The sequence below is a fragment of the Dactylosporangium sp. NPDC049140 genome (genome assembly GCF_040648435.1).
Genome location: NZ_JBEZDS010000033.1, coordinates 25,665 through 37,742, shown reverse-complemented (window position 1 = coordinate 37,742; position 12,078 = coordinate 25,665). Strand labels below are relative to the sequence as shown.

General features: G+C 72.2%; 10 protein-coding genes. 8 read left to right on the top strand and 2 right to left on the bottom strand.

The window, feature by feature from the left end; genetic code table 11:
* Positions 1–56: 56 nt before the first annotated feature.
* Complete coding sequence (locus tag AB0B76_RS38430; protein ID WP_360384921.1) at positions 57–1,076, top strand: YafY family protein; 1,020 nt, start codon at positions 57–59, stop codon at positions 1,074–1,076.
* A 496-nt stretch (positions 1,077–1,572) separates the two neighbouring features.
* Here AB0B76_RS38430 and AB0B76_RS38425 read toward each other — a convergent pair whose 3' ends face one another.
* Positions 1,573–2,712 (bottom strand): HAMP domain-containing sensor histidine kinase, encoded by a 1,140-nt coding sequence (locus AB0B76_RS38425; RefSeq protein ID WP_360385079.1) that lies wholly within the window; start codon positions 2,710–2,712, stop codon positions 1,573–1,575.
* 11 nt (positions 2,713–2,723) lie between these two features.
* Positions 2,724–3,386 (bottom strand): response regulator transcription factor, encoded by a 663-nt coding sequence (locus AB0B76_RS38420; RefSeq protein WP_360384919.1) that lies wholly within the window; start codon positions 3,384–3,386, stop codon positions 2,724–2,726.
* Positions 3,387–3,488: 102 nt separating this feature from the next.
* Between AB0B76_RS38420 and AB0B76_RS38415 the strand changes: the two genes are divergently transcribed.
* From AB0B76_RS38415 to AB0B76_RS38385, 7 genes are all read left to right on the top strand, one after another.
* Entirely contained in the window at positions 3,489–3,980 is a 492-nt protein-coding gene (locus tag AB0B76_RS38415; RefSeq protein WP_360384917.1) for a hypothetical protein, read from the top strand.
* Positions 3,977–5,089 carry a peptidoglycan-binding protein gene (locus AB0B76_RS38410; RefSeq protein WP_360384915.1) on the top strand — a complete coding sequence of 371 codons (1,113 nt, stop codon included), beginning with the start codon at positions 3,977–3,979 and terminating at the stop codon, positions 5,087–5,089. The genes AB0B76_RS38415 and AB0B76_RS38410 overlap by 4 nt, the downstream gene beginning before the upstream one ends.
* Positions 5,086–5,772, top strand: a complete 687-nt coding sequence (locus AB0B76_RS38405) for an ABC transporter ATP-binding protein (protein WP_360384913.1) — start codon at positions 5,086–5,088, stop codon at positions 5,770–5,772. The genes AB0B76_RS38410 and AB0B76_RS38405 overlap by 4 nt, the downstream gene beginning before the upstream one ends.
* On the top strand, positions 5,769–6,959 hold the full coding sequence (locus AB0B76_RS38400; protein WP_360384911.1) for an ABC transporter permease: 1,191 nt from the start codon (positions 5,769–5,771) through the stop codon (positions 6,957–6,959). Before AB0B76_RS38405 ends, AB0B76_RS38400 begins: the two co-directional genes overlap by 4 nt.
* Before the next feature lie 157 nt (positions 6,960–7,116).
* A complete protein-coding gene (locus AB0B76_RS38395) occupies positions 7,117–7,260 on the top strand; it encodes a hypothetical protein (RefSeq protein WP_360384909.1) in 144 nt (47 codons plus the stop codon).
* Between the two features lie 265 nt (positions 7,261–7,525).
* Positions 7,526–9,022 carry a S53 family peptidase gene (locus AB0B76_RS38390; protein ID WP_360384907.1) on the top strand — a complete coding sequence of 499 codons (1,497 nt, stop codon included), beginning with the start codon at positions 7,526–7,528 and terminating at the stop codon, positions 9,020–9,022.
* A 956-nt stretch (positions 9,023–9,978) separates the two neighbouring features.
* The gene (locus AB0B76_RS38385; protein ID WP_360384905.1) at positions 9,979–12,063 is read left to right on the top strand and encodes an NPCBM/NEW2 domain-containing protein; all 2,085 of its coding nucleotides are present in this window, start codon (positions 9,979–9,981) and stop codon (positions 12,061–12,063) included.
* The last annotated feature ends 15 nt before the right edge of the window (positions 12,064–12,078 follow it).

Sequence of the window (12,078 nt, the reverse complement as noted above, 5' to 3'; positions counted from 1 at the left end):
AAGGTAGGGCTCGAGTAGGTCAGTTTCCGTCCTAGTCGAGGGCCACAATGACAACCATGTCAAACGCGCGTTCCCGGCTGCTGTCCCTGCTGTCGCTGTTGCAGACGCCTCGGCTGTGGTCGGGGAGCGAGCTGGCGCAGCGGCTCGGGGTCTCGGGCCGGACGGTGCGCCGCGACATCGACCGGTTACGGGAGATGGGCTACCCGGTGTACGCCGAGCAGGGCGGCCTGGGCGGGTATCGGTTGACGGCCGGCGCGGCCATGCCGCCGCTGCTGCTGGAGGACGACGAGGCGGTCGCCGTCGCCGTCGGGCTGCGCGTGGCGGCGGCGCAGGCGCTGGTCGGGGTGGACGAGGCGGCGGTGCGGGCGATGGGCAAGCTGCTTCAGGTCCTGCCAGCCCGGCTGCGCCGCAGGGTCGAAACCGTGGCGTCCTCCACTGTGGCCCACCCGTTCTCCCTACCGGCCGAGCCGGTGGACCCCGACGCGCTGGTCGTCGCCGCGGCGGCCATCGCCAACCACGAGCGGATCCGGTTCCGGTACCGCGACGAGGGACGGCACGTCGAGCCGCACGCCCTGGTGACGGCCGGGCGGCGCTGGTACCTGCTGGCTTTCGACCTCGACCGCGACGACTGGCGAACCTTTCGACTGGACCGGGTGACGACGCTCGTCGCGACCGGCGCACGCGCGGCCACGAGGGAAGTACCTGGCGGGGACATCGCCGCCTTCGTCGCCGACCGCACGATGCAGATGGCTCCGACCTACCCGGCCGACGTGGTGATCCACGCACTGTCCGCCCATGTGGTGGACCGCCTCGGCGCGCCGCCGCCAGGCACCCTGACCGACCAGCAGGACGGTACCTGCCGGTGGCTCGCGCCGCCGGACACCCTCGAATGGCACGCGCTGCGGCTGGCTTCGATCGGGCTGCCGTTCGAAGTCAGCGGTCCGGCGGAGCTGGCCGCCCATCTCAGAGCGACAGCTGCGCTGTTCGAGGCCGCCACGGCGGGACCAGGCGGCTCAGGGACGCGGTTACGACGCACCGGCCGCGGCCGAGTGCGCCCGACGTCGCCGCCGGGCTGACGTGCGTTAGTTTGCCTACGCAGACCCGGGCGGACGGCGGTGGCATCATCTGGCTGTCGCGCCCATCCGCCGTGCGGCTTCTTGTAGCCGGTCGGGTGGGTGTGCGGCGTATCCCATCACGAGTCCTGGTAGCCCGGGCCGCCGTCGGCGCCACGCGGAAGAGCTGCCGGTGAGTCACGAGCTGCGGCACCAGGGCGTGTGCCGTGCCAATTTCCGTGCATTGCCTGTGAGCTCGGAACACCACGACCCAATCGTGCACCGCCCGACAGAATCGCAGCTCACAACCGGTGCGACGAGTTGTGGCACGGCACACGGTCCGGGCTGGTCAGTGCGGGTCCGTGCCGCCTGGTCTTCGATCTTGGGTGGTGCTCGAGGTGGCGAACCGGGCCGGAGCGGCTCGGGGGGCATCTGACCGGTTCCGGATTCCGGCGATGCCAAAGATCTATCCAGGTGGGCTGGCTCGGTATTTGGATCTTGGAGGGTGGCATGCCGGCGCTCAGCCGGGAATGACCGACTGATCCGGGAACCGGACGGTCGCGCACACCCCGCCGCCTGGGCGCGGTGCGAGGCTCAATGTGGCGTGGTGGGCGGCGGCCGCGGCAGTGGCGATCGCGAGCCCCAGTCCCGCGCCGCCGGTCGAGCCCACCCGGTCGCGGTGGCCGCGGCGGAACGGCTCGATGAGCTCGGCGAGGCGCTCGGTGGTGACCTCCGGTCCGGTGTTCGCCACGGTGAGCCGGCCCGGCCCGGTCTCGACCCACAGCTGCCCCCGCGGCATGTTGTGCTGCACGGCGTTGCGCAGCAGGTTGCTGAGGAGCAGGTCGAGCAGGATCTGGTCGCCGGTCACCGTCGTGTGGGCAAGTTGGCTGCGGACGGTCACGTCGCTCGCGGGAAGGGCCGCGAGGCAGTCCGAGACCAGCTCGTCGAGGCGGACCGGGGTCAGCTCGACGGCGCCGTGCTCGCTCGCGGCGAGCGCGAGCAGCCCGTCGACGAGCCGCTCCTGGCGGTCGAGCTGGTGGCGCAAGGCGGCGGCGAGCTGCCGGACGTCCTCGCTGGCGTCGGGCGCGGCGGCGGTCACCTCGACGAGGGTGCGCTGCGTGGTCATCGGCCCGCGCAGCTCGTGGGAGGCGTTGGCGGCGAACCGGCGCTGCGCCTCGAAGGAGTCCTCCAGCCGGGCGAGCATGTCGTTGAACGTCTCGGCCAGCTCGCGCATCTCGTCCCTCGGGCCGCCGACCGGGATCCGCTCGTGCAGGTTGCGCTGGGACAGTCGGCGGGCGGTCCCGGAGACGGCGTGGACTGGGCGGAGCACGCGGCCGGCCATCACCCAGCCGCCCGCGCCGGCGACGACGGTCATCGCCGCGAGCCCGATGCCGGAGCCCGCGATCAGCCGGACCCGCAGCTCGTGCCGCGCCTGCGCCTTTGCCTCGAGCGCCGCGGCGGCGACCTGCAACTTCGCCTCGACCGGCTTCTGCGGCGACGGTTCCAGGCCGGTGGGTGTCGCGGCGGTCAACGGCCACAGGGTGAGCGTGATGATGAAGATGGCCAGGGCGGCGCCGGAGACGAAGAACAGCGCGGCGTAGGTGATTGTGAGTCTTGTCTGCGCGGTGACCCGCACCCGCCGCAGGTTCCCGTCGAACATCCGCACCGGCATCACCCGGCGAGCCGGTAGCCGGCGCCGACGACCGTCTGGATGACGGCCGGCTCGCCGAGCTTCTTACGCAACGTACCGATGGTGGTCCGCATGGTGTTGGAGAACGGGTCCGCGTGCTCGTCCCATGCGCGCTCCAGCAGCTCCTCGGCGCTCACCACGGCGCCGTCGGCGGCCATCAGCTCGTACAGCACGGCGAACTCCTTGCGGGCCAGGCGAATGTACCGCCCGTCGCGCAGCACGATCCGCTGCGCCGGGTCCAGCCGGATGCCGGCCCGCTGCAACACCGGCGGCCGGGCCGGGCTCGCCCGGCGCAGCAGCGCGTGCACCCGCGCGACGAGCTCGTCGAAGGCGAACGGCTTGCCGAGGTAGTCGTCGGCGCCGAGGTTCAGGCCGTTGACCCGGTCGCGGACCGTCGTCGCGGCGGTCAGGATGAGGACGCGCGGGTGGTCGTGGCCCCCGGCGACCAGTCGTCGGCAGACGTCGTCGCCGTGCACGCCGGGCAGGTCCCGGTCGAGCACCACCACGTCGTACCGCGTGTATGCGGCGCGTTCCAGCGCCTGGTCCCCGTCGAGCGCGACGTCCACGGAGAACGCCTGCTGGCGCAGGCCCCGTGCGACCGCCTCGGCGAGCACCTCGTCGTCCTCAGCCACCAGCACCCGCATGCCCCAAGTACACACCGGGCGGGATAAAGACCGGTTCAAGGGTTCCCTGCATGGGAATCTGACACCCCGCCTGGCAGAGTCCCGGCCATGAGACGAGGATGTGTGCTCCTCTTGGTACTGCTGAGCACCACCGTGGCGGCCGGGTGCGGGAGCAGCACGCCGAAGCAGGGTGGTGACGGCACTGACCTGCATGCGGCGGCGGTACAGGTGGCCGAATGCATGCGGCAGAAGGGGTACGACCTGCCGGACCCGACGTTCGACGAGAACGACGACCCGCAGTTCAACGAGCCGCAGAACCTGCGCGGCAACGAGGCGTACGAGGCTGCCCGGGCGGACTGCCGCAAGCCGTTCAACGAGGCGTGGCTGGCTGCCGGCCGGCCCAACACCAAGGCGCAGAGCCGGGAGAACCTCCTGGTCTTCGCCGGCTGCATGCGCGATCACGGCGTCGACGTGCCGGATCCCGACGCCAACGGCGGCTGGACCCTCGACAAGCAGTTCGTCGCGTCGCCGGCGTGGCAGCAGGCCGCGGAGGCGTGCCGGCAGCTGGTCCCCGACGCGGCGGGCGTGCCCGACCTGCCTGGATTGCCGAAATGACCCGGCCCGCGGTCGCCGGCCTCGCCGCGGTCGCCGCACTGGCGGCGGCCGTGTCCGGCGCCGCCGTGTGGTGGGTGGTGGGCCACTCGCAGCCGTCGGACGCGGTCGCCGCGCCGGCGGTCGAGCTGGCCACCGCGCCGGTCGCGCGAGGGGACCTGGTCGCCACGGTCCAGCTGCCGGGCCGGCTCGGCTACTCCGGCACGTACACGATCGTGGGCCAGCGCGCCGGTACGGTCACCGCCGCACCTTCGCCGGGCACGGTGGTCCGGCGCGGCGACCGGGTGTACACAGTGGACCAGCGGCCGATCCCCCTGTTGTACGGGACCATCCCGGTGTACCGCGCGCTTTCCCCCGGCGACGAGGGGGCCGACGTCCGACAGCTCGAGGAGAACCTCGTGGCGCTCGGCGTGGGCGGCCAGCTGACCGTCGACAGCGACTACACCGGCGCCACCGCCGCCGCGGTCAGGCGCTGGCAGCGGCGGCTCGGCGTCGAGGAGACCGGCACGGTGGCGCCCGGCGACGCGGTCGTCGCGCCCGGCGAGCTCCGGGTGTCCACAGTGGACGCTCTTGTCGGGGGACCGGCCCGGGCCGGTGAGCGGGTGCTGTCCGGGACCGGCACGGGTCACAGTGCGTACGTCGACGTCCCGTTGGCGGCCCGGGCCTACGTCCGCGGCGGGCAGCAGGTGCGGGTCCAGCTGCCGACCGGGCGTCCCGCGACGGGCGACGTGGCATCCGTCGCCGCCGATGCCGTACCGCTGGCCGGCAACCAGGGCGGCAGCGCCGCGCAGTCCGGAGGGCAGCCGGCCCCATGCCAGGGCACGACCTGCCCGCAAGCGGTAACCGCGGAGATACGCATCACCGCCGACCTCGGCGACGTGACCGAAGGCCCGGTCAGCGTGACGTTCGACGGCGAGACCCGCCGCGGCGTGCTCAGCGTGCCGATCGAGGCGCTGACCGTGGCGCCGGGCGGCCGGTTCGCGGTCGTGGTACGCAACGGCGCGCAGCGGCGCACGGTGGAGGTGACGACCGGGTTGTTCAGCTCGGGCCGGGTCGAAGTGACCGGGGCCGGGCTCGCCGAAGGCGTCCAGGTGGAGGTACCGGGCCGATGAGCCGGCCAGTCATCGAGCTGAGGGGCGTCACGAAGCGGTACGGCACGCTGGAGGTCCTGCACGGTGTGGACCTGACCGTCTCGGCCGGCGAGCTCGTCGCCATCGTCGGTCCGTCCGGCTCCGGCAAAAGCACGCTGCTGCAGCTGGCCGGAACGCTCGACCGGCCCACCACCGGCAGCGTCCTCGTCGACGAGCGCGACACCGGCCGGATGCGCGACGCCGAACTCGCGGCCCTCCGCGCGTACCGCATCGGCTTCGTCTTCCAACAGTTCTTCCTCAACCCGACGCTGTCGGCGGTGGACAACGTGGCCACCGGCCTGCTCTACACCGGCACCGCACGACGGCAGCGGCGCGAGCGGGCCGCCGCCGCGCTGGACCGCGTCGGCCTCGCCCAGCGCCTCGGGCATCGACCCGGCCAGCTCTCCGGCGGTGAATGCCAGCGGGTGGCGATCGCTCGAGCGCTGCTCGGCGAGCCGGCCGTGGTCCTCGCCGACGAGCCGACCGGAAACCTCGACTCCACCTCCGGGAGCGCGATCCTGGACCTCCTGCACGAGCTGCACGCGGACGGCACCACGATCGTCGTGATCACCCACGACGCCGACCTCGCCGGCGCCCTCCCCCGCCGCATCCGCATCCGCGACGGCGCGGTCGAAACCGATGAGCTGACGGGGGCGCGCCGATGAGCCGGCTCCCCCGCTCCCGGATGCGCCTCGCCGACGTGCTACCCGTCGGACTGCTCGGCGTGCGAGGACGCCCGCTGCGCGCGGTACTGTCCGGGCTCGGCATCGCGATCGGCATCGCCTGCGTCGTCGCCGTGCTGGGGGTGTCCGCGTCGAGCCAGCAGCGGCTGCTCGCACAGATCGACGCGCTCGGTACCAACCTGCTGACCGTCACCGCCGGGCGCGACGTGACCGGCGAGCCCGCAGTCCTGCCCACGACCGCACCGGCGATGATCGGCCAGATCGACGGCGTGACACAGGTGGCGTACATCGGGCAGGTGCGCGGCGCCGTCTACCGCAACGACCAGGTGCCAGTCGGCCGCACCGGCGGGCTGACCATCCTCGCGGCGAGCCCGGCCCTGCCCGAGACCCTGCAGGTCCCCGTCGTCGCCGGCGTCTGGCTGAACGACGCCACCGCCCACTACCCGGCCGTGGTGCTGGGGGCGTCCGCAGCTCGCCGCCTCGGCGTCGCGGGCCCCGGCCCGCAGGTCTACCTCGCCGGGCAGTGGTTCACCGTGGTCGGCGTGCTCGGCCCGAGTGTGCTCGACCCGGCCGTGGACGCCGCCGCGCTCGTCGGCTTCCCCGTGGCGCAGGAGCGGCTCGGTTTCGACGGCAACCCCACGAAGATCTACGAGCGGTCGACCGACGAGACCGTCGAGGCCGTCCGCCGCCGGCTGGCGCAGCTCGCCAACCCGGAACATCCCGACGAGGTCGAGGTGAGTCGCCCGTCCGACGCGCTGGTCGCCCGGGCCGCCGCCGAGCAGGTCTACACCGGCCTATTCCTCGGCCTCGGTGCCGTGGCGCTCGTCGTGGGCAGTCTCGGCATCGCGAACGTGATGGTGATCGGGGTGCTGGAGCGGCGCGGCGAGATCGGCCTGCGCCGCGCGCTCGGTGCGACCCGCCGGCACATCCGCTGGCAGTTCCTTGTCGAGTCGGTAGTGCTGGCCGCCGCCGGCGGCGTGGCGGGCGCCGCGATCGGCGCCGCGGTGACCATCGCCTACGCCGTCAGCCGAGATTGGGTCGCGGTCGTCCCCACCGTGGCCGTCGTCGGCGGGCTCGCCGCAAGCCTCGGCTCCGGCGCCCTGGCCGGCATCTATCCCGCCGCGCGGGCCGCCCGCCTGGCCCCGACCGAGGCGCTGCGCGCCGTCTGACCCGAACCCACGCCCGCCGGCCGCAGCCGTGCATCGTCCACATCGGACCGTGTGCAGCCCGCGGCCGGCGGTACCCGCGGCGCTGTGGTGAATGCGGGCTCCGGTCGGTTGGGACAGAAGGGCCGAACGCCTGGTCGCGCTCGGACTGAGCCCCGGGATGGCCTACGGTGCGCGCTACGAGGCGCTCGCAGTTCGCCATCGTGTGCCCGACGAGCACGGGCTGCGCCTGGACCTGGCCCCGTACACCGACGAGGAGGACATCGCCCGCGTACTCGACGGCCTGCGGGCCTTCACGTCCTGAGCAATACAGCGCGGCCGGCTGCGCTATAGGGGTTTTGCGGCATTCGCCGAATGGTGTTGCCGGGCGGTGTAACGGGCGGGCACCCCGAATCGCTGGTTCCGGGTGTCGTCTGGCGCGCACCCCCTGCGCCGGGCGACACGGTCGCGGTGTGCCAGGTCGGTTGTCCAGCCCGACGATCGGAGCGGTGCGGCCGTGGCGCATCGGGCGCCGCCTGCCTACCGGCGGCGCGCGTCCGCTTCATAGGGGCTCGCAACGAGGAGGTTGCATGAACGATCATCAGCGCCGATTAGTCGGCGGTGCCGCGGCGGCTATGCTCGCGCTCGCGGGGCTGTCCGGCGGGGGAGTGCCCGGGGGCGCCGCGGCCGGAGTGTTTTATCCGGCCGTGTCGGAGTATGTGCAGGTTTCGGCGTCGCAGACGCCGCCGACCCAGGCGCAATGTGCCTCGGTCGGGCGGCGGTGCTTCAGTCCGCAGGCGATCCGGGCCGCGTACAACCTGCAGCCCCTCTACGCCGCGGGCTTCGACGGGCGCGGTCAGACTATCGCGGTCGTCGATTCGTACGGCAGTGACACGATGAGTCACGACCTCCACGTCTTCGACACCGCCTTCGGCCTGCAGCCGATGTGCGGCGAGGAGGGCGTGGTCTGCACGCCGGGCATGCCGACGTTCAGCGTGCTGCACGTTCAGGGGTCTCCGGCGACGAAGGCGCCGCCGCCCACGAGCAAGGGCACCGGCCAGGAGAACCGCAGCGCCTGGGCGTTGGAGGTGGCCCTCGACGTCGAGACCGCGCACGCGATCGCGCCGATGGCCAACATCCTGCTGGTCGCCACGCCGACCGCGGAAACGCTCGGGGTGCAGGGCTTCCCGGTCATGATGGACGCCGAGCAGTACGTCGTCGACCATCATCTGGCCAACGTCATCTCGCAGTCGTTCGGCTCCGCCGAGGACGCGTTCGGCAGCTCCCAGTCCCTGGAGCAGCTGCGGCACGCGTTCAAGTCGGCGGCCGAGAACGGCATCACCGTGCTGGCCTCGTCGGGCGACGGCGGCTCGGCCAACGATCGCAAGCAGCCGGTGGGCAAGGGTGGCGCGCTCATCCCGTATCCGACGGTCGGGTGGCCGGCGTCGGACCCGCTGGTGACCGGGGTGGGCGGCACGTACCTGTGCACCGACCCCGCCAACACCACCTCCCGGGTGGCCGACAGCGTCGACCCGCCGGCGAAATGCCAGCAGTTCCCGGGCGTCGCCGAGGTCGGCTGGACCTTCTCCGGCGGCGGCTTCAGCCACGTGTTCGGCAAGCCGGCCTACCAGAATGTCCTGCCGGCCGGCAGCACGCCGATCGGCGGCATGCGCGGCGTGCCCGACATCGGCCTGCAGGCCAGCGCCGGCACCGGTGCGCTGGTCTACCTGTCGCTGCCGCCGGACGGGCAGAGCGGCCTGATCTGTGGATCGGCGCCGTGCAGCACGGGGTGGTACGACATCGGCGGCACGTCGCTGAGCTGCCCGCAGTGGGCCGGCCTGGTGGCGATCGCGGATCAGATCAATGGCGGCGGACTCGGGCTGATCAACCCGGCCCTGTACCGCCTGGGCGCCGACCCGGGCCGCTACGCGACGGACTTCTACGACGTCACGACCGGCAACAACACGGCGGACCCGAGCGTGGCGGGCTACCCGGCCACCACGGGCTGGGATCCGGTCACGGGTCTGGGCACGCCGAACGCCGCCCGCCTGCTGCCGGACCTCGTCACGGCCGCACACGGCGGATAACACCGGCGTGCCGGGGAGCGGGTCGCGGCCCGCTCCCCGGCACGCTCGGCGTGGCGGCAACCTTCCGCCGGGGTCCTGCGCTGGTCGCGCAGTGAGGCCTGGGCGCCAGTGCCACACTCACCTACGCCCGGCACTCCTGCTCGATGAGGCCGTTCCGGGGCGACGGCCCGGTGATCACACCGGTCAGCCACGCCGTGTTCGCATTCCTCGCGCTGCTGCTGTTGTACGTCGAGACGCGCGCCCTGCGCCGCGGAGACGCGCGCCCTGCGCCGCGCGGACGTGTGCCTTGCGCCGCGCGCCACACCTTCCCGGCGGCGAGCCGCCGCTCCCGCTGCTGCGCTTGGCGGCGGCGGTACTCCCGCAGCACTTTCATGGTGCGCCGGTCCAGGGGGCGACCGCGCGACGTCCGGCGGCGGTCTTCGGCTCGCGAGGTCGAGTTCGGACCAGCGCAGCCCGCACGCCTCACCTCGGCGCAGCTCGCGGTGCCTGACGTGCCGCACCCATTCGTGCCAAGCCGGACGCAGACGAGCGGCGCCATGAGGAGAAGTCGCTTCACGCTCGATCCGACGCGCTTGTCGCGTTCCCCGTCCCCTCGGTGATGGGTGCGGTGCGGGATGCCGGTCGGCACAGAACCTCGAGCCCGGCGTCGCCGTCCTCGGCGGGGACACCGAGGTCGACTCATCCGGCCAACTCCTTCGGCCTGGGCCAACGAACGATCAATCGATCACTCGCACCGTCGACCAACTTCTCGTAATTTACGAATTAATCTTGACAGGCCCTCGTCGTCGGTTGCAACATCACGGAAACACCGAAGGAGTGCGGGCATGACTGGTCTGCCAGCCGGACGTGCCCCCGGCAGCGCCCGCGAGCTGCAGCAGCAGGCGTGCGACCAGTACAAGCCCAGCAGGTAGCCCATCAACGCGTCCGCCCATTCCCCGGCAGCAAAGGAATTCGACGTGAAACGACATGCGCTCCCCGCCCTGCTCGCCCTCGCGGCGGGTCTGCTGATCGCGCCCGCATCCGCCAGCGCCAGCCCAGCGGTCGACACTGTCACCGGCACGGGGGCATCGCCTCAGCAGGCGCTCAGCCCGACGCCGTACCAAGGCTGGAACACCTACTTCGGCCTCGGCGGCGACTTCTCCGAGGAGTCGGTCAGAGGGGTCGCCGACGCCCTGGTCTCACGCGGTTTGGCGCAGGCCGGCTACAACATCGTCTGGCTCGACGGCGGCTGGCAGGACCCGCAGCCGCGCACCGCCGCCGGTGACCTGCAGCCCGACCGGACCCGCTTCCCGAACGGGCTGAAGCCGCTGGTCGACTACATCCACGCCAAGGGCTTGAAGGCCGGCATCTACACGGACGCTGGACCGTACATCCCCGGCCGGTGTGGCCTTGGCAGCGGTGGCTACTACCAGCGCGACGCGGACCAGTTCGCCGCCTGGAAGTTCGACGCGGTGAAGGTGGACTTCCTCTGCGGGATCGCGGCCAACCTGGACCCGAAGACCGTCTACACCGAGTTCGCGCAGGCACTGCAGAACAACGCCAGCCACCGGCCGATCATCTTCAACCTGTGCAACCCGGTGACCTCGCCGGACTGGGGCAACTACCCGCTGGAGCAGCAGTCGACGTACTCCTGGAGCTATGCGCCAGCGATCGCGCAGTCTTGGCGGACCTACACCGACGTCGGGTTCGTCTATGACATCAAGTTCAAGGACGTGCTGCGCAACTACGACGCGAATGCGCGGCACCCCGAGGTCGCCGGGCCCGGTCACTTCAACGATCCGGACTACCTGGGCCCCGAGCTCGGGATGACCGATGAGGAGTTCCGCACCCAGATGACGCTGTGGTCCGCGGCCGCCGCGCCGCTGGTGATCGGCAGTGACGTCCGTAAGCTCAGCCAGACCTCCATCGACATGCTCACCGATGCCGACGTGGTGGCGATCGACCAGGACCCCGCCGGTGTCCAAGCCGTCCGGGTCGGCCCCGCCGGTGCGACGGAGACGTGGGTGAAGCGGCTGGCCAACGGCGACCGGGCCGTGGTGCTGCTCAACCGCGGCGACAGCCCGAAGACCCTGATCGCGACGGCCTCGTCGCTCGGCCTGTCCGGGTCGCGGTTCACGCTCAAGAACGCATGGACCAACCAGGTTACCGAGAGCGCCGGCACCATCAGCGCGGCCGTCGCGGCGCATGGCGCGGCGCTGTTCCGGATCGGCCGGGCCGGCGGCGTGCCCGGTGTCCCGCACCTGACCGCCGATCTGCCGCAGGTGACGAAGGTCGGCGCCGTTGCGACGCCGGACGGCACCGCGCCGGTTCTCGCCGGTGGTGACGAGGCGCGGGTCGAGGTCGCCGTACGCAACGACGGCACGCTGCCGGTCCTCGCGCCGAAGGTCGGGCTGGCCGCGCCGGCCGGCTGGACGGTCAAACCACTCAGCGGATCACCGGCGGTGCTGGCCGGCGGCAGCGCTGCCACCTTCGCCTTCGCGGTGACGCTCCCGGCCACCGCGACCGTCGGCGAGGCCAAGCTGACCGCCACCACGTCGTACGACGCGATCGGACACGGGCGGTTGACGCAGACCACGGTCTCGGCGGTGGTGGTCGCGCCGGTGCCGCCCGACGGTGAGGTCGCGCTGTCGCATCACGCGTGGATCAGCGCCACCAGCGGATGGATGAGCCCGACGATCGATCTCAGCGTTGGCGGCTGGTCGCCGCTGAGCGTGCTCGGCCAGGTGTACCCGACCGGCATCGGGGTCGCGTCGCCCTCCACGGTCCGTTACTACCTGGGCAGTCGGTGCAGCCGGCTGACCGCGATGGTCGGCATCGACGACGCGGTGCGCAACGTTGGACCGGAGGGCGCGACCGCGACCTTCCAGGTGATCGGCGACGGCCGGGTCCTGTTCGACAGCGGGCTGCTGACTCGTGACGACACCCGCCAGATCGACGTCGATCTGACCAACGTCCGGGTGCTCGACCTGGTGGTGGGCGACGGGGGCGACGGCGGCTACAACGACCGTGCCAACTGGATCGGCCTGAACGCCAGCTGCTGAGCCGGGACGGTCGCA

Bases quoted from the DNA above. Each gene is read 5' to 3' on its own strand.
- AB0B76_RS38430 (WP_360384921.1), top strand. From the start codon at position 57: ATGTCAAACGCGCGTTCCCGGCTGCTGTCCCTGCTGTCGCTGTTGCAG.
- AB0B76_RS38425 (WP_360385079.1), bottom strand. From the start codon at position 2,712: ATGTTCGACGGGAACCTGCGGCGGGTGCGGGTCACCGCGCAGACAAGA.
- AB0B76_RS38420 (WP_360384919.1), bottom strand. From the start codon at position 3,386: ATGCGGGTGCTGGTGGCTGAGGACGACGAGGTGCTCGCCGAGGCGGTC.
- AB0B76_RS38410 (WP_360384915.1), top strand. From the start codon at position 3,977: ATGACCCGGCCCGCGGTCGCCGGCCTCGCCGCGGTCGCCGCACTGGCG.
- AB0B76_RS38405 (WP_360384913.1), top strand. From the start codon at position 5,086: ATGAGCCGGCCAGTCATCGAGCTGAGGGGCGTCACGAAGCGGTACGGC.
- AB0B76_RS38400 (WP_360384911.1), top strand. From the start codon at position 5,769: ATGAGCCGGCTCCCCCGCTCCCGGATGCGCCTCGCCGACGTGCTACCC.
- AB0B76_RS38395 (WP_360384909.1), top strand. From the start codon at position 7,117: ATGGCCTACGGTGCGCGCTACGAGGCGCTCGCAGTTCGCCATCGTGTG.
- AB0B76_RS38390 (WP_360384907.1), top strand. From the start codon at position 7,526: ATGAACGATCATCAGCGCCGATTAGTCGGCGGTGCCGCGGCGGCTATG.